The following is a 20032-nucleotide window of genomic DNA, read 5'->3' on the forward strand; positions in this document are numbered from 1 at the left end:
TTTTGACTGTCAATTCAGCCTCTACGTCTTTCGTTGACCGGCACATCGGCGCCCGCCGCCAGGCCGACGTCGACGCCATGCTCAAGGCTGTCGGCTACGACACCGTCGATGCGCTCGTGGATACCGCGGTCCCGAAGGACATCCGCCAGGACTCCGGCCTCCAGCTGGCAGAGGCCCTGAGCGAGGTGGAAGCCCTCGCCGAACTGCGCAAGCTCGCCGCGAAGAACAAAACCGCCGTGCAGATGATCGGCCAGGGCTACTACGACACCGTGACGCCCGCGGTGATCCGCCGGAACATCCTCGAAGGCCCGGCCTGGTACACCGCGTACACGCCCTACCAGCCGGAGATCTCCCAGGGCCGCCTCGAGGCGCTGCTGAACTTCCAGACCATGGTCCAGGACCTGGTGGGCCTGCCCATCGCCAACGCGTCGCTGCTGGACGAAGCCACCGCCGTGGCCGAAGCCGTCCTGATGATGCGCCGGGCCAACAAGAACAAGGACGCCCGCGACGGCAAGACGGTGCTCGATGCCGATTGCCTGCCGCAGACCATCGCCATCGTGAAGGGACGCGCCGAGGCGCTGGGCTTCGAAGTGGAGGTTGCTGACCTTTCCAAGGGCCTGCCCGACGGCGTCATCAACGGCGTGGTACTGCAGCAGCCCGGTGTTTCCGGCCGGGTCTTCGACCACTCCGCCGTCATCGCCGGCGCCAAGGAACGCGGTGCCCTGGTGACCGTGGCCGCCGACCTCCTGGCCCTCACCCTCATCACGCCGCCCGGCGAGCAGGGCGCCGATATCGCCGTCGGCTCAGCCCAGCGCTTCGGCGTCCCGCTCTTCTACGGCGGACCCCACGCTGCCTACATGGCCGTGCAGAAGGGCCTCGAGCGCTCCATGCCGGGCCGCCTGGTGGGCGTCTCCAAGGACTCCGCCGGCATTCCCGCCTACCGCCTGGCGCTGCAGACCCGCGAGCAGCACATCCGCCGCGAAAAGGCCACGTCCAACATCTGCACCGCGCAGGCACTGCTGGCCATCGTGGCGTCCATGTACGCCGTGTACCACGGCCCGGACGGCCTGAAGGCGATCGCCCAGACCGCCCACGGCCACGCGAAGACCCTGGCCGCGTCCCTGAAGGCCTCCGGCCTGGACGTGCTCCACACCAGCTTCTTCGATACCGTCACCGTGTCCGTCCCCGGCAAGGCGGCCGGGATCGTTGCCGCCGCCGAAGCCAAGGGCATCAACCTGCGCAGCATCGACGCGGACACCGTGGGCTTCTCCACGGACGAAACCACGACGCCGGCAATCGTCGACGGCGTCCTGGCCGCCTTTGGTGCCGCCCCGGCGGAGGTGACGGACGCGTTCGCCCTGGATGCCGCCGTCGAGCGTTCCTCCGACTTCCTGCAGCACCCCGTGTTCAGCACCCACCGTTCCGAAACCCAGCTGCTGCGCTACATCCGGAAGCTTTCGGACCGCGACCTCGCGCTGGACCGCACCATGATCCCGCTGGGCTCCTGCACCATGAAGCTGAACGCCACGGCCGAAATGGAAGCCATCTCCTGGCCCGAGTTCGCCTCCATCCACCCGTTCGCGCCTGACTCCCAGACCGAAGGCTGGCGGGAACTGATCGCGGACCTGGAAGCCCAGCTCACGGAGATCACCGGCTACGACCAGGTGTCCATCCAGCCCAACGCCGGCTCCCAGGGCGAGCTCGCAGGCCTGCTGGCCATCCGCGGCTACCACCTCTCCCGCGGCGACGACCAGCGCACCGTCTGCCTCATCCCGGCGTCGGCGCACGGCACCAACGCGGCCTCCGCCGTCCTGGCCGGCATGAAGGTAGTGGTGGTGGCCACGGCTGCCGACGGCACGATTGACCACACCGACCTGTACGCGAAGATCGAGGCCAACAGGGACGCGCTGTCCTGCATCATGATCACCTACCCGTCCACCCACGGGGTGTACGACGCCGACGTCCGAGAGGTCTGCGACGCCATCCACGCCGCAGGCGGCCAGGTCTACATTGACGGCGCCAACCTCAACGCCCTGGTTGGTCTGGCCCAGCCGGGCCAGTTCGGCGGCGACGTGTCGCACCTGAACCTGCACAAGACGTTCTGCATCCCGCACGGCGGCGGCGGCCCGGGCGTTGGCCCGGTCGCGGCCAAGGCGCACCTGGCACCGTTCATGCCGGGCAACGCGGCCACCTGGACCGAAGGCAACGACGTCCCGATCTCCGCCTCCCGCTTCGGCTCCGCAGGCGTCCTGCCGATTTCCTGGGCCTACGTGAAGCTTATGGGCGGTGCGGGCCTGACCGAGGCCACCAAGTCGGCGCTGCTCGCGGCCAACTACATCGCTGCCCGCCTCAACGACTTCTTCCCGGTGCTGTACACGGGCGAAGGCGGACTGGTGGCACACGAGTGCATCCTGGACCTGCGCGAGCTGACCGCCAAGACCGGCGTCACGGCCGAGGACGTGGCCAAGCGCCTCATCGACTACGGTTTCCACGCCCCCACCCTGGCGTTCCCCGTGGCAGGCACACTGATGGTGGAACCCACGGAGTCCGAGGACCTGCACGAGATCGACCGCTTCATCACCGCGATGATCGCGATCCGGGCCGAAATCGATCAGGTGGCCGACGGCGACTTCACCGTTGTGGACAGCCCGCTGCGCAACTCCCCGCACACCGCGGCCGCCGTGATCAGCACTGACTGGGACCGCGCCTACCCGCGTGAGCAGGCCGTCTTCCCGGTTGCCTCGCTCAAGCAGGACAAGTACTTCCCGCCCGTGGGCCGCATTGACGGCGCCGCAGGGGACCGAAACCTGATCTGCTCCTGCCCGCCGCTTTCCGAGTTTGAAAACTAAGGATTCCGTGATGACTGAGAACTACACAGCGCTCTACGAAGAGCACAAGAAGCTCGGCGCCTCCTTCACCGACTTCGGCGGCTGGCAGATGCCGCTCAAGTACAGCTCCGAGCTCGCCGAGCACCACGCCGTCCGCAAGGCGGCCGGCATCTTCGACCTCTCCCACATGGGCGAAGTCTGGGTGACCGGCCCGGACGCCGCAGCATTCCTGGACTACGCCCTGGTGGGCAAGATTTCCGCGATGGCCGTGGGCAAGGCAAAGTACTCGCTGATCTGCAATGAGGACGGCGGCATCATCGACGACCTCATCACCTACCGCCGTCCGGCCGCTGCGGACGGCACGGACCGCTTCCTGGTGGTCCCCAACGCCGGCAACGCCATGACGGTGGCAGCTGCGCTGGCCGAGCGGGCCGCCGGCTTCGACGTCGTGGTTGAGGACGTCTCCGCCGAGACCTCGCTCATCGCCGTCCAGGGCCCCAAAGCAGAGGAGCTCCTCCTCCGCCTGGTCCCCGCCGCCCAGCACAGCCTGGTCACCGGGCTCAAGTACTACGCCGCCGTCGAGGTCCCCTTCCTCGTGGCCGGAGCCGGCCAGGAGCTCCTGCTGGCACGCACCGGCTACACCGGCGAGGACGGCTTCGAGATCTTCGTGGCCAACGACGACGCCGCCGCGCTCTGGCAGGCCATCGTCGCCATTGCCGACGAGGGGGAACTGGTGCCTGCCGGCCTCGCCTCCCGCGACTCGCTCCGCCTCGAGGCCGGCATGCCGCTGTACGGCAACGAGCTCTCCCTGGAAGGCGACCCGTTCGCCGCCGGCCTGGGACCCGTCGTCGCGCTTTCCAAGGAAGGCGACTTCGTGGGCAAGGCCGCGCTCGCCGCCAAGAAGGAAGCCGGCGCCAGCACCACCACCGGCCGCCGGCTGGTGGGCCTCAAGGGCCTGGGCCGCCGTGCCGGCCGCGGCCACTACCCGGTCCTCAAGGACGGCGCAGTGGTTGGCGAAGTCACCTCCGGCCAGCCCTCGCCAAGCCTGGGCTATCCGGTGGCCATGGCCTACGTCGACGTCGCCCTCACCGAGCCCGGCACCGCCCTGGACATCGACCTCCGCGGCAAGACGGAGCCGTTCGAAGTGGTGGCCCTGCCGTTCTACAAGCGCCAAAAGTAGCTTTCGGGTTGCGTTGGGGCTGAGATCCTCTGCGTGCTGCTCCTTCGTCGCTCTGACGCACGCTGCCGGAATCCCAGCCCCAACGCTCTCTCACTTTTCGCAGGTTTTTAACCGACGCTCTCTCGCTTTTCGCAAACCTAACTGAAGGAAAAACACATGGCTAAAGTTGCCGCTGAACTGCAGTACTCCGAGGAACACGAGTGGGTCTCCCGTGAGGACGGGAACGTGGTGTCCATCGGCATTTCCGCCGTGGCCACGGACGCCCTCGGTGACATTGTGTACGTGGACCTGCCCGAGGTCGGCTCGACCGTGACCGCGGGGGAGACCTGCGGCGAGGTGGAATCCACCAAGTCCGTTTCGGACCTGTACGCCCCGGTGACCGGTGAAGTCACGGAAACCAACCCGGCGGTCGTCGATGACCCCGCACTGATCAACAGCGACCCGTACGGCGCCGGCTGGCTGTTCAAGGTGGCTGCCGAGTCCGAGGGCCCGCTGCTCTCCGCCCAGGACTACGCCTCCAAGAACGGCGGCGAGCTGTGAGCGGCGCCGCTGCCGCAGGCACCAGCACGGCAGTGTTCGAGCAGGTTGTCTCCCCGAGCCTGGACGCGGACCTGTCCGTGCTGGACCCGGAGATCGCAGCCAAGATCGACGACGAACTGGGCCGCCAGCGGGACGGCCTGGAGATGATCGCTTCGGAGAACCACACCGCGGTGGCTGTTATGCAGGCGCAGGGCTCGGTCCTGACCAACAAGTACGCCGAGGGTTACCCGGGCAAGCGCTACTACGGCGGCTGCGAGCACGTCGACGTCATCGAGCAGCTGGCCATCGACCGGGTCAAGGCCCTGTTTGGCGCCGAGTTCGCGAACGTCCAGCCGCACTCCGGTGCGCAGGCGAACGCCTCGGTGATGCACGCGCTGATCAAGCCGGGCGACACCATCATGGGCCTGAACCTGGCCCATGGCGGGCACCTGACCCACGGCATGAAGATCAACTTCTCCGGCCGGCTCTACAACGTCATCCCGTACCAGGTCCGCGAAGAGGACCACCGGATCGACATGGCCGAGGTGGAGCGCCTGGCCCAGGAGCACAAGCCGCAGCTGATCGTTGCCGGCTGGTCCGCGTACGCCCGGCAGCTGGACTTTGCCGAGTTCCGCCGGATCGCCGATTCCGTGGGCGCCTACCTGATGGTGGACATGGCCCACTTCGCCGGCCTCGTCGCCGCCGGGCTGCACCCCTCACCCGTGCCGCACGCCCACGTGACCACCTCCACCACGCACAAGACCCTCGCCGGTCCGCGCGGCGGCATCATCCTGACCAACGACGCCGCGATCGCCAAGAAGATCAACTCGGCGGTGTTCCCGGGCCAGCAGGGCGGGCCGCTGGAGCACGTCATCGCCGGCAAGGCCGTGGCCTTCAAGATCGCCGCGTCCGCCGAGTTCAAGGAACGCCAGGAACGCGTCCTGGCCGGCGCCCGGATCCTGGCCGACCGCCTGGTCCAGCCGGACGTCACCGCCAAGGGGATCAATGTGATCTCCGGCGGCACCGACGTGCACCTGGTCCTCGTGGACCTCCGCAGCTGCGAACTGGACGGCCAGCAGGCCGAGGACCGGCTCGCGGAGATCGACATCACGGTCAACCGCAACGCTGTGCCGTTCGACCCGCGCCCGCCGATGGTCACTTCCGGGCTGCGGATCGGCACCCCGGCGCTGGCCACCCGCGGCTTCGGTGAGGCAGCCTTCCGCGAGGTCGCGGACATCATCGCCGAGGCTTTGATGGCCGACGCCGGCGCGGACCTTTCCGGGCTGCGTCACCGCGTCGAGGTCCTCGCCGCAGCCCACCCGCTCTACCCGGGCGTTGCCAACCTCGCCTGACGCCAACGGTCCCGCCGGGCTGGTTGCCCGGTGGGACCGGCATCCTCCGCGTGCTCTGCACCCGACCAACTGCACATGAGTCACAAATGAGTAAGGATTAGTTATGGCTGTTGGTGTCTTTGATCTTTTTTCGATCGGAATTGGACCTTCGAGCTCGCATACTGTCGGGCCGATGCGGGCTGCTGCGGTGTTTGCCGAGGAGCTCAAGCAGTCCGGCGCCCTGGACAAAGTGGCCGGCCTTCGGGTCGACCTGTACGGCTCGCTCGCCGCCACCGGCCACGGGCACGGGACGATGACCGCGATTTTGTTGGGCCTGGAGGGCTTCCACCCCGAGAAGATCCTTCCCGACGAGGTGGAGGACAGGCTGGCCGCCATCGCCGAAACGGGCACCCTGCAACTGTCCGGTTCCGTCCCCCTGCCCTACGCCGTGAAGGACATGGTCCTGCGCCCGCTGACCATCCTGCCGCGGCACACCAACGGCATGACCTTCACCGTCTCCGACGCCGACGGCGAAGTCCTCCACAGTGCCACCTTCTTCTCCGTCGGCGGCGGATTCATCGTCCGCGAGGGGGAGGAAGATGCAGCGCTGAAGGAACTCGATGAATCAAAGAAGGAACTTCCCCTGCCGTTCCGGACGGCAGCCGAACTCCTGGGCCGTTGCCAGTCCAAGGGACTGTCCATCGGCGAGGTCATGTTCGTCAACGAACGGGCCTCCCGGTCCGAGCAGGAGATCCGCGAAGGGCTTCTCCACATCTACTCCGTCATGGAGAGCTGCGTCCAGGTCAGCCTCAAGCGCGAAGGCCTGCTGCCCGGCGGTCTGAGGGTCCGCCGTCGCGCCCCCGACTGGCACGAGCGGCTCCTGAAGGAAAGCCGGGACCACGATCCCGATTACCGGGACCCCAAATACTGGCAGGAATGGGTCAACCTGATCGCACTGGCCGTCAACGAAGAGAACGCCTCAGGCGGACGCGTGGTCACCGCCCCCACCAACGGCGCCGCCGGAATCATTCCGGCCGTGCTGTACTACGCCCTGCACTTCGCCCCTGGCATGGAGAGCGCCACGCAGCAGGACCGGGATGACGTTGTGGTCAAGTTCCTGCTCACGGCCGGCGCCATCGGGGTGCTGTACAAGGAGCAGGCCTCCATCTCGGGTGCTGAAGTGGGCTGCCAGGGTGAGGTGGGGTCGGCGTCGTCCATGGCGGCCGCCGGCCTCGCCGAGGTGATGGGCGGAACCCCCTCGCAGGTAGAGAACGCGGCGGAGATTGCGATGGAGCACAACCTGGGCCTGACGTGTGATCCCATCGGCGGGCTGGTCCAGGTGCCCTGCATCGAACGCAACGCCATCGCCGCAGCCAAGGCCATCAATGCCGCGAAAATGGCGCTCTGGGGCGACGGTTCGCACCGGGTGTCCCTCGACGAGGTCATCGTCACCATGCGCGAAACCGGCCGCGACATGAGCTCCAAATACAAGGAAACGGCCATGGGCGGCCTCGCCGTCAACGTCGTCGAATGCTAATTGTGCAGCGCCGCCCAGACGTTCAGGGATGACGCGAACACAATCCAGGTGACATAGGGCAGCAGGAGCAGTCCGGCTGCCGGGCTGATCGGTCCAAAGCGGAGCACCGTCACCGTCACAGCCACAATCAGTGCAAGGATGATCGCGAACGCCAGCCACAGCGCAACCGTGCCCAGCACGGGGTAGAGGCCAAAGAACACGGGCGTCCACAGCAGGTTGAGCACCAGCTGGATGCCGTAGGCGGCCAGCGCCGGGCGCGACTCCGGGACACGGCGGCGCCACACCAGCCAGGCGGCCACCGCCATGGCCGCATAAAGCGCCGTCCAGACCGGACCGAACACCCAGTTCGGCGGGGTCCACGGAGCCTTGTCGGCGCTGACATACCAGCCGTTCACGTTGCTCACCGTGGCAAAGGCCCCCAGCCAGGCGACCAGCGCGGAGGCTCCGAGGAAGACGGCGAGAGCCAGGACCTGTGCGCCGGTCCCATATTTCCGTGCGGCGGTCCCGGACGGGCGGCTGGACTGTTCAGGGTACGGCTCCATCCGTCAACCCTCGCGAAGCGCGGACAACGAGTCAAGGCGGGCCCCGGAGGGCGGCCCTGGAATGCCCGGAGAGGATCAGGCTTTAGACTTGTGGCTACATGTCCGCACGCAGCCACACATACAAAACCGCGCACAAGACCAACAGACGGGACACGGCCCCCTTGCGAGAATTCACCGCCCGCTTTGCCACAGGCGAGGAAATTGAGAACTGGGACAAGCACGTCACCGCCAACCCAAACGGCGGCAACATGCTGCAGTCCGCGGCCTACGCGTCAGTGAAGAACGGCAACGGCTGGGACGTCCGCTTCCTGGTCCTGGAGTCCGGCGGGGGCGCCAGCTACAACCTGGTGCTGGAGAAGAAATTCCCGGTCCTGGGCCGCCTCTGGTACCTCATCAAGGGACCCGACATCGGTTCCGCGGCGGACCTCAAGCCGGCTCTCGCCGCCTGCGCCGAATTCGTGAAGGCCGCAAAGCTGAACGTCTTCGCGATCAAGGTGGAGCCGGACATCGTCGGCGCCCCGGAGGTCCAGTCGCAGCTCGCTGCCGCCGGCCTGGTCAAGGCCCCCAACATCCAGTCCAACGACTCCACGGCCCTGCTGGACATCTCCGCGCCGGAGAACGAAGTGTTCCGGTCCATTTCCTCCCGCGCCCGCAACGCCATCCGCCGCGCGGAGCGCGAAGGCTGTGAGGTGGTCCAGCGGGAGCAGGGCCCGGAAACCTACCGCGCCCTCTACGACCTGATGGCGGACACCGTAAACGCCAAAGGGTCCATGCCGCTGCGCAGCTACGAGTACTACGCCCGGTTCTGGGACGAATTCTGCGACCGCGGGCAGGGAAGCTTCTTTTTTGTCTACGAAGACGGCAAACCCAGCGTGGGCGCCTTTGTCATCAACTACGGATCCAAAGCAACCTACAAAGACGGCGGTTCCACGCAGAACCGGAAGCAGTACGGCGACTCACACCTGGTCCAGTGGGCCGCGATCCGCAGGATGAAGGAGCTTGGCTGCACCGAGTACGACTTCTGCGGCACCCCGCCCGCCGCCCGGATCAAGGACAAATCCCACACCCTTCACGGCATGGGCATGTTCAAGACCAGCTTCAGCAAAACAGTCACGGACTTTGTCGGCTGCTACGACTTTGTCCTGGCACCCGTCCGGCACCGGCTTTGGGTCCAGGGCGCCGAACGTGTCTTCCGTCGCCTCGAAACCATGCGCACCGGCAACCAGTTCTACTGAGCCGCGCCACCCAACCACGTCCACAACAGGTCAGCGCTGCCACCATCCCGGCAGCACATCCACAGGTGAGGAATTTTTCCGTGAATTCAATCAAGGCCGGAACCGAGCTCGAGTTCGCTGTCCTCAGCGACGCCGATTTCGAGGCCTTCTCCGTCACGCACCCGCAAAACAGCTTCATCCAGTCCGCCGACTTCGCCCGGTTCCAGCGTGCCCGCGGGCAGGCGGTGGAGCTCTTCGGCGTCCGGCGCAACGGCGAACTCGTGGCCGCCGGCAAGCTGAACTACACCACCAACCGCTGGGGCTACACGGTGTGCGAGTGCGCCAAGGGCCCGCTCATGGACTACACCGACAACGCCCTGGTGCGTGACGTCGTCGAACTCCTCAAAGCCAGGGCAACGGAGCGCAAGGCCGCCGAGCTGCGGATTTCCCCGAACCTGCCCTTCGTCGCCCGCGACGAGGACGGCGCCGAGCACCCTGAGATCACGGACAACCGGCCGCTGGTGGCTGCCCTCGCCAGCCTGGGATTCGCCCACCAGGGCTCGGAGATGAACTTCGCCAACGTCAACTGGATGTTCATCAAGACCCTCGCGGGCACCCAGGACTCCGAGGAGCTCATCATGGGCACCAGCTACCGGACCCGCAAAGCCATCCGGAAGGCCGAAAAGAACGGCGTCTTCCTCGAGCAGGCCACCCTGGAAACCCTGGACGAGTTCTACGACGCCCTGAGCACGGCGGGTGATGAAAAGGGCTTCATCTACCGCGAACGCGAATACTACGAGCAGCTGCTGCGGACCACCTCGTCCGAGTTCACGAAGCTCATGATGGCCAAGATCGACATCCCCGCGTACCGCAAATCCATCACCGAACGGCTTGAATCCGAGTCGGCGGCGGCCGCCGAACTCCGCCGCGAAGTAGAGGAGACCGGCAGCAAAAAGAAGGCCAACCGCCTCAAGGTGGTGCAGGACCTCGTTGACAGCTACGAGCGCAGCCTCAAGGACATTGAGCGGTTCCCGGATTCCGTGGGGGTGGCCACCGTGGCTGCCATCCACTTTGTCTGCTTCGGCGACGAGCTAGTGTGCGTTATTGGCGGCACCAAGCAGGACTACATCTACTTCAACGGCGCCACGTCCCTGTACTGGGGCATGATGCTGCACGCGCTGGAAAAGGGCTACACGCGCTACAACTTCTATGGCACCTTCGGCATCGAGGGACAGGACGAGGAAGGCCACGGCGGTTACGCGTTCAAGAAAGGCTTCGGCGGGGAAGTGGTCCAGCTGCTGGGAGACTTCGTGATGCCCGTACGGCCGGTACTGTTCCAGGCCAACCGCGTGGCCCGCGCCGCGGTGTCGGCGGCCCGGACCCTGCTGGGCAGGCTGCCGCTGAAACGACTGGCTCCGGCAGGGGACGCCGCACCTGCCGCAGACCGGACTCCGGCCGAAAACACCGCTTAACCACGATCCCCGGGAGGAGGACCAGCGTGACAGATCGACCCGAGGAACCCGGGAAGAGGCCGCCAACTGACGGCCTGCCCAAGACTGAGCCGCTCTCACCCTCCCAGATCCGCCAGAACGTCGCGGCCAAAAGAATGCTCCGCCGCCTGGTCCAGGGGGAGAATCCGCCGACGGCGCCGCTGAGCATTGTTGACCGGCTCGCCGGCAGCCCCTACGCCAACCCGATGATCCAGGTGGGCGGCGTGGACACCTCCGCGCGCAAAACCCTCGACTTTGCCCTGCACCTGGCCGAGACCATGTTCCGGTACGGCGCCGGTGCCCTCGAAGTGGAGACCAGCATCATCGCCGTGACGGCAGCCCTGGGGCTCAAGAACATCGAAGTGGACATCACCAACCAGTCGGTGGGAATCAACTACGCGCCCAAGGACCAGACGCCCATAGCCCTGCTGCGGGTGGTGCGGTCCTGGACCAACAACTACGCCGGACTGGCCAAGGTCCACCAGCTGGTCACGGACATTGTGGCCGGGGGAGTGGGCCGTGACGAGGCCATCCGCCGCCTCGACGAGGCCATCACCAGCCCCAAGCCCTTCCCGCGTTGGATGGTGACGGTGGCCTTCGGCGTCTTTGCAGCGGCTTTCGTTGGCGTCCTTGGCGGCGGTCCGGTGTCGTCAGCCATCGCTTTTGTGGTCAACATCGGCGTGAGCCTCCTGGCACGCCGGCTGGGCCGCTGGCGGGTGCCGGACTTCTTCACCACGGCAACGTGTTCGTTTGTGGTGACGTTCATGGCACTCCTGCTCTGGCAGTTCAACCTCACCACGGCGCCGGCCATTGTGGTGGTGGGAGGCATCCTGCTGCTCCTGCCCACCGGGCGCCTGGTCTCGTCCGTGCAGGATGCGATCAACGGCTTCCCGGTGACGGCCGCCGGAAGGTTCCTGTCCACCGTCCTGACCTTCGGCGCACTCGTGGCCGGCATCGCCGTTGCGTTTGTGGTGGGGTCCATGACGGGAATGCAGGAGATCGACGTCACGGAAACGTTCGCCCCCGCGTACGACCTGTGGGTGCTGGTGATCCTGACTGCCCTGGCGGTGATGGCCATCGGCGTGACCGAGCAGACGGCATGGAAACTACTCCTGCCCACTGCGGCCGTGGGCGTTGCCGGCTACCTGGTGCTGCTGGCCGGCGGTGCCCTGGGCATCGGCGACAGGTTCTCGCCCGCATTGTCCGCAGTGGTGATCGGCCTGCTGGCGCGGGTGGTGGCCCTGAAGATGGGAGCCCCGCAGCTGGTGGTCGCTGTGCCGGCTGCCCTGATCCTGCTGCCGGGCCTGACCATTTTCCGCTCCATGTATGTGCTGACCATCGAGGAGTCCGAGATCCTCCTCGGCGCGGGCGGCATGCTCAACGCAGGCGCCATCGTCCTGGGGGCGGCCGGCGGCATCGTGCTGGGCGACACCCTGGCCAGGCCGCTGACCCGCAGCCTGGCGAGCAACGAGCGCAGGCGCGCCCGGCGCCGCTAGATCTGCCCGATGGGCAGTTTCTTTTCGGCCTGGAAATCGTCCTCGACCCGGCCCGCGGCCCAGTAACCGGACAGTGACACCTGCTTGCGCTCGAGGCCCCGCTGGACAAAAAACACGTCGCGCAGGCCCTTCATGTAGCCGCGCTCGCCGTGGGCAAAAACATCGACTTTCCCGGCCGCGGGCCAGTTGGCGTTGGCGACGGCCGACACCAGCAGGTCGCCGGTGCCGGCGGGAGCGCCGTTGCGCCGGAGCCAGGTGACCTCCACGCCGGCCGGGGCCGTGACGGGCTGGATGTCGGCGTCGCTGTCCACCTCGAGGAACGCAACTCCCTTCGCAGACGCGGGCAGTGACTCCAAAGAAGCAGCGATGGCGGGAAGCGCAGCTTCGTCACCGGCAAAGAGGTACCAGTCGGCGTCCGACGCCGGGTTGTAGGCGCCGCCGGGTCCAGTGAAAGTCAACGGATCGCCGGGCCGGGCGGAAGCCGCCCACGGGCCGGCCAGCCCCTTGTCTCCGTGGATCACAAAATCGATGGCCAGTTCCTGTGCCACCGAGTCCACCCAGCGGACCGTGTAGGTGCGTGTGAAGGGCCACTGCTCGCGGGGCATGGTTTCCCGGATCTTCCACAGGTCCAGCGGCTGCTCGTAGCTGACGCCCGGCTGGGGAAAGGCGATCTTTACGTAGCGGTCAACAAAATCGTTGTTGACGTAATCGGCGAAGCCGTCGCCGCCGGCAACGATCCTGACCATGTGCGGCGACAACTCTTCGCGGCGGATCACGGTGAGGTTGATCTGCGGACGGGTCTTTTTGGTGGCGCTGGTGGCGGCGGGAACTGTGCTCATAAGGCAAGCCTAAGCTAAGGGACCGGCGGGAGTTCCCAGGTTACGCCCGGGCTTCCCTGCATCTCCAGCAGTGCGTTGGCCTGGCTGAAAGGCCGGGAACCGAAAAAACCGCGCGACGCCGACAGCGGGCTGGGGTGCGCGCTGGAGACTACCGCGGCGCCGGACAAAAGGGGCCGGACCGATTCCGCGTCCTTGCCCCACAACACCGCCACCAGCGGCGGCCTGCTGCCGTCAGCGCGCTGCCGGCAGGCCACCGCGGTGACTGCCGCCGTCGTGATTTCCTCCCAGCCCTTCCCGCGGTGGGAGCCCGCGGCGCCGGCCCGGACGCTCATCACGCGGTTGAGGAGCAGCACACCCTGCTCCGTCCAGGCCGTCAGGTCGCCATGGACGCGTGCGGGAAACCCCAAGTCGGCTTCGAGCTCCTTGTAGATGTTGGCCAGGCTGCGCGGAATGGGGCGGGTACCGGGGGCAACGGCGAAGGACAGGCCGACGGCGTGCCCTGGCGTTGGATACGGGTCCTGCCCGACGATCAGTACTTTGACCTCCGCCAGCGGCTGCCGGAAGGCGCGGAGGACGTTCGACGGCGACGGCAGCACCTGGTGCCCGGCCGCGACGTCGGCGGCCAGGAAACGCAGGACGGCGCGCAGGTCTTCTTCCACCCCCGCCAGGGCGGCAGCCCAGTCGCCGGCCATCAGGTCGCGGAGCGGCAGCATAGCCATCTCGGCAAACCCGACAGACTCCGCCGCTTCCGGCTCCAGCTCGAAGAGGGGCTCTGAATCAAACACGCACCCATTGTCTCAGCATGCCCCCGATCCGCAGAGGACGTAACGCGGCGTAAATGACAAGGCTGTTATTCGTCCGTAGCATGGGGGTGGGACTTTTACCCTTATCCAAGCGAAATCCAGCGAAGGAGTGTGCCGTGGCGGAACCTGCTCGGGAACACCTGCCGGAGCCTGAAGAGCGTGGCTTGCTGCTGGCTGACTTTTCGCTCCGTGACTCGCCGCTGGGCGAGCGGGAGCAGCAGATGCTCGCCCTGGAGCGGCAATGGTGGAAGTACGCCGGAGCCAAGGAACAGGCCATCAGGGAACTGTTCGACCTCTCCGCCACGCACTACTACCAGCTTCTCAACGCGCTGATCGACACCGAGGATGCGCTTGCCCACGATCCGATGCTCGTCAAGAGATTGCGTAGACTACGTACGTCGCGACAGCGGGCACGTACTGCACGCCGCCTGGGTTCGGACGCGTAACCACGCACGTGCTGAGCCATCAGCAGCAATCAACAAGGATGTCTCGCCACCATGACCAGATACGCTCGGGATGAATTCGACAAGGTTCCGGAGACCGCCTCCCGCCAGGGCGTCCACCGGGCAGCTTCTGCGCCGTCGAGGCCGCGCCTGTGGCCGCTGCTTGCCGTTGGCATCGTAGCCCTGGCCATCGGCGTCGTCTCCTTCCTGTTCCTCCCGCAGCTGGGCTTCACCCAGGCAGGCAGCCAGGCCGCCACGAGCCTGGAGACGCCGGCTGCGCAGGAGGCAAGCGCGGACCCGTCCGCCAGCGCCGAACCGTCCGCGAGCTCCGAGGCTTCCGCCAGCACCGAACCTGAGCCGAGTGCAACGCCATCCGCTACTGTCCCCACCGCCGTCGTGAACAAGTCCCAGGGCCTCGCGGTCTACAACGGGGCAGGTACAGCCGGCCTTGCGGGCAGGGTCAGCTCAATAGTCCAGGCGGACGGCTGGACCCTGGGGCAGGTAGGCAACTGGGGCGGCACGCCGCAGCAGACCTCCGTGATCTTCTATGCCGGTGCTGCCCAGCAGGCCAACGCCGAGGCACTCTCCAAACTCCTGAATATTCCCACGCTGGTCAACAGTGCCGAGTTCCAGGTGCCGCTGGTTGTGGTGCTGGGGCCAGGCTTCAAGTAGGCATCCGGGTTACACCTGAATAACTATTGACGGCCCGCCCGGCCCTGCCCCTCGGCCGGTCCGGCGGCCATTGGCTAGAGTTATTTCAGGCTTCGGTTCGTAATAAGCGGCACACAGTGGCGTGGGCCTTACGGACGCTACTGAAAGAGTGGGCATCATGGCACTGGGAACCGTGAAATGGTTCAACGCTGAAAAGGGCTACGGCTTTATTACCGTGGACGGCTCCGGTGACGACGTCTTTGTCCACTGGTCCGCGATCCAGGGTGAGGGCTACCGCGCACTCGATGAGGGCCAGCGCGTGGAGCTGGAAATCGGCGAAGGCGAGAAGGGCCCGCAGGCAGAAAGCGTCCGGCCGGCCGAGTGAAGTCCTCGAGTTTCCGTTCTTCGCTTGTCCGCATACCCGCAACGTCGGCCCTCCTGCTTGCGCTGGCCGGGTGCGGCGCCGCGGCGGGAAATGCCCGGCTGGATTCGGTGGAAGCCTCGGGTGACGGAACACTGCGCGTCGGGCTGATCCTGGACAGCACCGGAGCGCAGGACTTCCTCAACGCCTCACAGCTTGCCGCGGCCAAACTTGCCGTGCAGGAAATCAACAGCACCGGCGGCCTCAAGGGAAAGCCGGTTGAACTGCTGCCCCAGCCGGCAGGCGACTCCGACGCGCAGGCCAGGGAGCTGGCCGCAGCCAAGGCCGACGTCGTGATCGGACCCACCGATTCCAGCCACGCTGCCGCCGTCATCGACGTTCTCTCCGCCGCACGGATTCCGCTCATCTCACCGGCCAACTCGGCTGCCGGGCTGAGCAAGTACAAAAGCGGCGGCTACTACTTCCGCACCGCGGCGGCCGACGTCGCCCAGGCCTCGGTGCTCGTCAAACTCGCCAAGGACGGCGGCGCAAAGACCCTGGCGATCGTGCACCAGGACAGCACCTACGGCAAGGATGTCTCCGCCGCGGTGGCCAGCGCAGCCAAGGGGGCCGGCCTGGAAACCTCCAGCACGCCAGCGTTCAAGCCCGGCGAGGCGCGGCAGGCCGCCGCTGCGGCCCGGAAGGCGGCGCCTGATGCGGTGGTGCTCATCGCGCGGGACGACGCGCAGGGGGCCATCGCGGAGCTTACCAATGCGGGACTGTCCGGGAGCAAGATCATCCTCAGCGACGGCGCGTTCGGCCAGTATGGTCCGGGACTGGGATCCAAGGCGCTCGACGGCGCCCGGGCAGTGGTGCCGGGCGTGTTCCCCTCCGTGGATTTCCAGGCCCGTCTCCTTACCGTCGACCCGTCGCTGAAGGACCTCTCGTACGCTGCCGAGGCCTACGACGCCGTGACGCTGGCTGTCCTGGCAGCCGCGGCCGCAGACGACGACTCGGGCCGGTCCATCGCCGCAAACCTGATTGCCGTCTCCGGCGGCACGGCTCCGGGGACGGAAACGAAGCAGACTGCCCCCTGCTCGTCCTACAAGGACTGCGTGTCGGCGCTCAAGACCGGGGCCAGTGCCAACTACGACGGGCAATCCGGTCCGATCGGATTCGACGCCAGCGGGGACATCACCTCCGCAAACTTCATGGTGTTCACCTACGGAGCCGACAACAAGGCCAAGCTCAGCGGGCGGGAATCGGCAGGGCGCGCCGCTGGCTGATCGCCGGGAGCGAAACGAGGGCCCGCAGACACTGGTTTCCGGGACTATTCGCTTGCACTCTCACCTATGGAGTGCTAATTATTGACTTAGCACTCTTACGCACCGACTGCTAAAGCGACGCCCGGCCCAGGCCGGTCCCGGAGCCCAGGCGCCGGTCGAGGAGCGAAAGAAATACCTTACTGGAGTGAGATCCGGATCCTGCGGCGTACAGAGGCCGCCGGCGAAGGATCGTCCGTCGCGGGCACTGCAGTGGGTTCATTCTTAACGTCTGTCCCGAAAGGACTACTGCCGTTATGGCCAAGATCATTGCATTTGATGAAGAGGCACGCCGCGGCCTTGAGCGGGGCCTGAACATCCTCGCCGACGCCGTTAAGGTCACCCTCGGCCCGCGTGGACGCAACGTCGTCCTCGAAAAGAAGTGGGGCGCCCCCACGATCACCAACGATGGTGTTTCCATCGCCAAGGAGATCGAGCTGGACGATCCTTACGAGAAGATCGGCGCCGAGCTGGTCAAGGAAGTTGCCAAGAAGACCGATGACGTCGCAGGCGACGGCACCACCACGGCCACCGTCCTGGCCCAGGCACTGGTCAAGGAAGGCCTGCGCAACGTCGCGGCCGGCGCTGACCCGCTGTCCCTCAAGCGCGGCATCGAGAAGGCTGTAGAAGCCGTCACGGTGGAGCTGCTTGCTTCGGCCAAGGAAATCGAAACCAAGGAAGAGATCGCCGCCACGGCGTCCATCTCTGCCGGCGACGACGAAATCGGCGCCCTCATTGCCGAGGCCCTGGACAAGGTTGGCAAGGAAGGTGTTATCACCGTCGAGGAGTCCAACACCTTCGGCCTGGAGCTGGAACTCACCGAAGGCATGCGCTTCGACAAGGGCTACATCTCCGCGTACTTCGTCACCGACGCCGATCGCCAGGAAACGGTCCTCGAGGACCCGTACATCCTGATCGTCAACTCCAAGATCTCCAACGTCAAGGAACTGGTTGCTGTCCTGGAAAAGGTCATGCAGTCCAACAAGCCGCTGCTGATCATTGCCGAGGACATCGAGGGCGAGGCCCTGGCCACCCTGATCGTCAACAAGATCCGTGGCACCTTCAAGTCCGTCGCCGTCAAGGCTCCGGGCTTCGGCGACCGCCGCAAGGCACAGCTGGCCGACATCGCCGTTCTGACCGGCGGCCAGGTCATTGCAGAGGAAGTTGGCCTCAAGCTTGAGACCGCCGGCCTGGAGCTCCTGGGACGCGCCCGCAAGGTTGTTGTCACCAAGGACGAAACCACCATTGTTGAAGGTGCCGGCGACGCCGACCAGATCGCTGGCCGCGTTTCCCAGATCCGTGCCGAGATCGAGAACTCCGATTCTGACTACGACCGCGAGAAGCTGCAGGAACGCCTGGCCAAGCTGGCCGGCGGCGTTGCAGTCATCAAGGCCGGAGCCGCAACCGAGGTTGAGCTCAAGGAACGCAAGCACCGCATTGAGGACGCCGTCCGCAACGCGAAGGCTGCCGTTGAAGAAGGCATCGTCGCCGGTGGTGGCGTTGCACTGATCCAGGCCGGCGCCAAGGCGTTCGCTAACCTGAACCTGACCGGTGACGAAGCAACGGGCGCGAACATTGTCCGCGTTGCCATCGACGCCCCGCTGAAGCAGATCGCCTTCAACGCCGGCCTCGAGCCGGGCGTTGTCGTCGACAAGGTCCGCGGCCTGCCCGCAGGCCACGGCCTGAACGCAGCAACCGGCGAATACGTCGACCTGCTGGCCGCCGGCATCAACGACCCCGTCAAGGTGACCCGCTCTGCACTGCAGAACGCGGCCTCCATCGCCGGTCTGTTCCTCACCACCGAGGCCGTAGTGGCCGACAAGCCGGAGAAGAACGCTCCGGCCATGGGTGGCGGCGACGACATGGGCGGCATGGGCGGCTTCTAGTCCCCACCGCCCGGACTACGGTCCGCGCAAACCATAATGCGGCCCCCTCCACTGGAGGGGGCCGCATTATTTTTTTGCCGGTGACCCGTGCTTTGTTGCCGGGCGTGTGCAGGCTTCCGGGCTCCGCTACTTGCGGGCCGTTGCCAGCATTCCTTCGACTTCCTTCTTGAAGGCCTCGGCGGCTGCCTGGGGAGACATCCGGTCGTAGAGGACTTCGTCGGTGAAGCGCTTGATGACGTTCTGGACGCTGCCTGCACCCACCGGCGGGACGGGAGGCGCGTCGGCAACATCCGGTTCGATGTCCTTCAGGAAGGCCACCACGGTGGTGTCCGCGGGCTTGAGGGCGGGCGTGATCTTCTCCACGATCTCGGAGTTGCTGGGCACTCCGCGGTCGGTCATGAGGATGGCGCCTGCCGCCGGGCTGTTGGCCAGGTAGTTGATGAACGTTGCGGCAGCTTCCGGGTGCTTGGACCGTGAGGACGCGGACCAGAACATTGTGGGCTTGTAATACATGCCGTTGTCAGCAGACTTCCCGTCGACACTGGGGGCGCGGAGCATCTTGATGCCGCTCCCCGTGGTGGTTTCCAGCGAACCCAGCTGGTTGGTCCACCACCAGGCCATGCCTACCCGGTTGGTGCCGAACAGGCTCTCCTCCAGGCCGGCGCCGGAGTCCTCCGTTGCTACCGTGGCCGGAGGGCTGGCCTTGGAATCACGCTGCTCCTTGAGGCGCTCCCAGAACGACGCTGCGGTAGAGGCGTCGAAATCCAGTTTCCCGTCCTGGGAATACAGGTTCTCGCCGTGCTGCCGCAGCCAGATGATGAGGTCTGCCTCGTTGCTGCCATAGGCGGCACCGTAGCTCTTCCCGTCGCCCGCCGCGCTGAGCTTCGCTGCCGTGTCCATAAAGTCGTCCCAGGTCCACGTGGTGTCGTCAGGGACAGGCACGTTGGCTGCCTCGAAGACCTTCGTGTTGGCCATGATGACGTACGCGTTCTTGCCGGTGCTCAGGCCGTACTGTGCTTTGTCGTATTGCCCGGACGCCAGGGATTCCTTGTCCAGTTTGGAGGTGTCGATCCCGCTTTGCTTGGACAGGTCCAGCAGCGCCCCGCGGCCGCCGTACTCGGCGATGTACTTCTGGTCCATCTGGATGACGTCAGGCGCATCATTGGCCGCCGTTTTGGTGGCGAGCTTGTCCCAGTAGCTGGCCCATTCGCCCGGCTCGGATTCGATCTTGATGTTGGGATGTTCGGCCTCGAACGCGTCGATGACTTTTTCCGTCTGCGCGTTGAGGTACTCGTTGCCCCACCAGGCGAACCGGAGGGTGACCTGGTCATTCTCGCTGGAACCCCCGGATGCACCGCAGCCTGTGGCAAGCAGTGAAACAGCGACGGCGACCGCGCCGAACTGGAACTTCCTGCGGCTGTTGGCCCGAATCTTCATTGATGTGCCTTCCTCAAAAGGGTGGAGGTCCACCCAGTCTGTGTTCCCGTGACGGCCTCGGTGCCGGTGGGACAGCTCAATCGAGAAAGCGCTTTCTCGGTTAGGATTCCGATTCTGCCGCGCTTCGACATTGACGTCAAGAGTTTTCGGTAA

17 protein-coding genes are annotated in these 20032 nt (G+C 66.1%); 13 read left to right on the forward strand and 4 right to left on the reverse strand.

All coding sequences use genetic code 11. The annotated features are described in order from the left end of the window. Positions 1-2: 2 nt before the first annotated feature. The 5 genes from gcvP to ABV518_RS18090 all read left to right on the forward strand — a co-directional run bounded on the left by gcvP (position 3) and on the right by ABV518_RS18090 (position 7395). On the forward strand, positions 3-2849 hold the full coding sequence (gene gcvP, locus ABV518_RS18070) for an aminomethyl-transferring glycine dehydrogenase (RefSeq protein WP_367769676.1): 2847 nt from the start codon (positions 3-5) through the stop codon (positions 2847-2849). A gap of 10 nt (positions 2850-2859) precedes the next feature. Continuing rightward, positions 2860-4008 carry a glycine cleavage system aminomethyltransferase GcvT gene (gene gcvT, locus ABV518_RS18075; RefSeq protein WP_367769679.1) on the forward strand — a complete coding sequence of 383 codons (1149 nt, stop codon included), beginning with the start codon at positions 2860-2862 and terminating at the stop codon, positions 4006-4008. 156 nt (positions 4009-4164) lie between these two features. Next, on the forward strand, positions 4165-4548 hold the full coding sequence (gene gcvH / locus ABV518_RS18080) for a glycine cleavage system protein GcvH (protein ID WP_367769682.1): 384 nt from the start codon (positions 4165-4167) through the stop codon (positions 4546-4548). Next, positions 4545-5879 carry a serine hydroxymethyltransferase gene (glyA, locus tag ABV518_RS18085; protein WP_367769685.1) on the forward strand — a complete coding sequence of 445 codons (1335 nt, stop codon included), beginning with the start codon at positions 4545-4547 and terminating at the stop codon, positions 5877-5879. The genes gcvH and glyA overlap by 4 nt, the downstream gene beginning before the upstream one ends. 103 nt (positions 5880-5982) lie before the next feature. Next, the gene (locus ABV518_RS18090) at positions 5983-7395 is read left to right on the forward strand and encodes an L-serine ammonia-lyase (protein WP_367769688.1); all 1413 of its coding nucleotides are present in this window, start codon (positions 5983-5985) and stop codon (positions 7393-7395) included. Here ABV518_RS18090 and ABV518_RS18095 read toward each other — a convergent pair. Beyond that, positions 7392-7937, reverse strand: coding sequence for a TspO/MBR family protein (locus ABV518_RS18095; RefSeq protein ID WP_367769692.1), 546 nt, complete (start codon positions 7935-7937; stop codon positions 7392-7394). The two genes, ABV518_RS18090 and ABV518_RS18095, sit on opposite strands and share 4 nt — an antisense overlap. A gap of 98 nt (positions 7938-8035) precedes the next feature. Between ABV518_RS18095 and ABV518_RS18100 the strand changes: the two genes are divergently transcribed. The 3 genes from ABV518_RS18100 to ABV518_RS18110 all read left to right on the forward strand — a co-directional run bounded on the left by ABV518_RS18100 (position 8036) and on the right by ABV518_RS18110 (position 12137). Further along, positions 8036-9172, forward strand: coding sequence for a lipid II:glycine glycyltransferase FemX (locus ABV518_RS18100; protein ID WP_367769695.1), 1137 nt, complete (start codon positions 8036-8038; stop codon positions 9170-9172). A gap of 80 nt (positions 9173-9252) precedes the next feature. Continuing rightward, entirely contained in the window at positions 9253-10623 is a 1371-nt protein-coding gene (locus ABV518_RS18105; protein WP_367769698.1) for a peptidoglycan bridge formation glycyltransferase FemA/FemB family protein, read from the forward strand. Between the two features lie 26 nt (positions 10624-10649). Continuing rightward, on the forward strand, positions 10650-12137 hold the full coding sequence (locus ABV518_RS18110; RefSeq protein WP_367769701.1) for a threonine/serine exporter ThrE family protein: 1488 nt from the start codon (positions 10650-10652) through the stop codon (positions 12135-12137). On the opposite strand, the gene ABV518_RS18115 is transcribed toward ABV518_RS18110, so the two are convergent. Together ABV518_RS18115 and ABV518_RS18120 are read right to left on the reverse strand one after the other, a co-directional pair. Beyond that, entirely contained in the window at positions 12134-12976 is an 843-nt protein-coding gene (locus ABV518_RS18115) for a siderophore-interacting protein (protein WP_367769704.1), read from the reverse strand. The two genes, ABV518_RS18110 and ABV518_RS18115, sit on opposite strands and share 4 nt — an antisense overlap. Before the next feature lie 14 nt (positions 12977-12990). Next, positions 12991-13761, reverse strand: coding sequence for a uracil-DNA glycosylase (locus tag ABV518_RS18120; RefSeq protein ID WP_367769707.1), 771 nt, complete (start codon positions 13759-13761; stop codon positions 12991-12993). A gap of 134 nt (positions 13762-13895) precedes the next feature. On the opposite strand from ABV518_RS18120, the gene ABV518_RS18125 reads away from it, so the two are divergent. The 5 genes from ABV518_RS18125 (at position 13896) to groL (ending at position 18442) form a co-directional block, all read left to right on the forward strand. After that, positions 13896-14225 (forward strand): DUF3263 domain-containing protein, encoded by a 330-nt coding sequence (locus tag ABV518_RS18125; RefSeq protein WP_310167008.1) that lies wholly within the window; start codon positions 13896-13898, stop codon positions 14223-14225. Positions 14226-14276: 51 nt separating this feature from the next. Further along, a complete protein-coding gene (locus tag ABV518_RS18130; RefSeq protein ID WP_367769711.1) occupies positions 14277-14894 on the forward strand; it encodes a LytR C-terminal domain-containing protein in 618 nt (205 codons plus the stop codon). A gap of 157 nt (positions 14895-15051) precedes the next feature. Continuing rightward, positions 15052-15258, forward strand: coding sequence for a cold-shock protein (locus ABV518_RS18135; protein WP_131134153.1), 207 nt, complete (start codon positions 15052-15054; stop codon positions 15256-15258). Next, positions 15255-16520, forward strand: a complete 1266-nt coding sequence (locus ABV518_RS18140) for an ABC transporter substrate-binding protein (protein ID WP_367769715.1) — start codon at positions 15255-15257, stop codon at positions 16518-16520. The genes ABV518_RS18135 and ABV518_RS18140 overlap by 4 nt, the downstream gene beginning before the upstream one ends. 293 nt (positions 16521-16813) lie before the next feature. Then, a complete protein-coding gene (gene groL / locus ABV518_RS18145) occupies positions 16814-18442 on the forward strand; it encodes a chaperonin GroEL (protein WP_131134151.1) in 1629 nt (542 codons plus the stop codon). A gap of 126 nt (positions 18443-18568) precedes the next feature. On the opposite strand, the gene ABV518_RS18150 is transcribed toward groL, so the two are convergent. Further along, positions 18569-19879 carry an ABC transporter substrate-binding protein gene (locus tag ABV518_RS18150; RefSeq protein WP_367769718.1) on the reverse strand — a complete coding sequence of 437 codons (1311 nt, stop codon included), beginning with the start codon at positions 19877-19879 and terminating at the stop codon, positions 18569-18571. Positions 19880-20032 lie beyond the last annotated feature (153 nt).

The sequence above is a fragment of the Arthrobacter sp. HS15c genome (genome assembly GCF_040812005.1).
GTDB lineage: Bacteria > Actinomycetota > Actinomycetes > Actinomycetales > Micrococcaceae > Arthrobacter.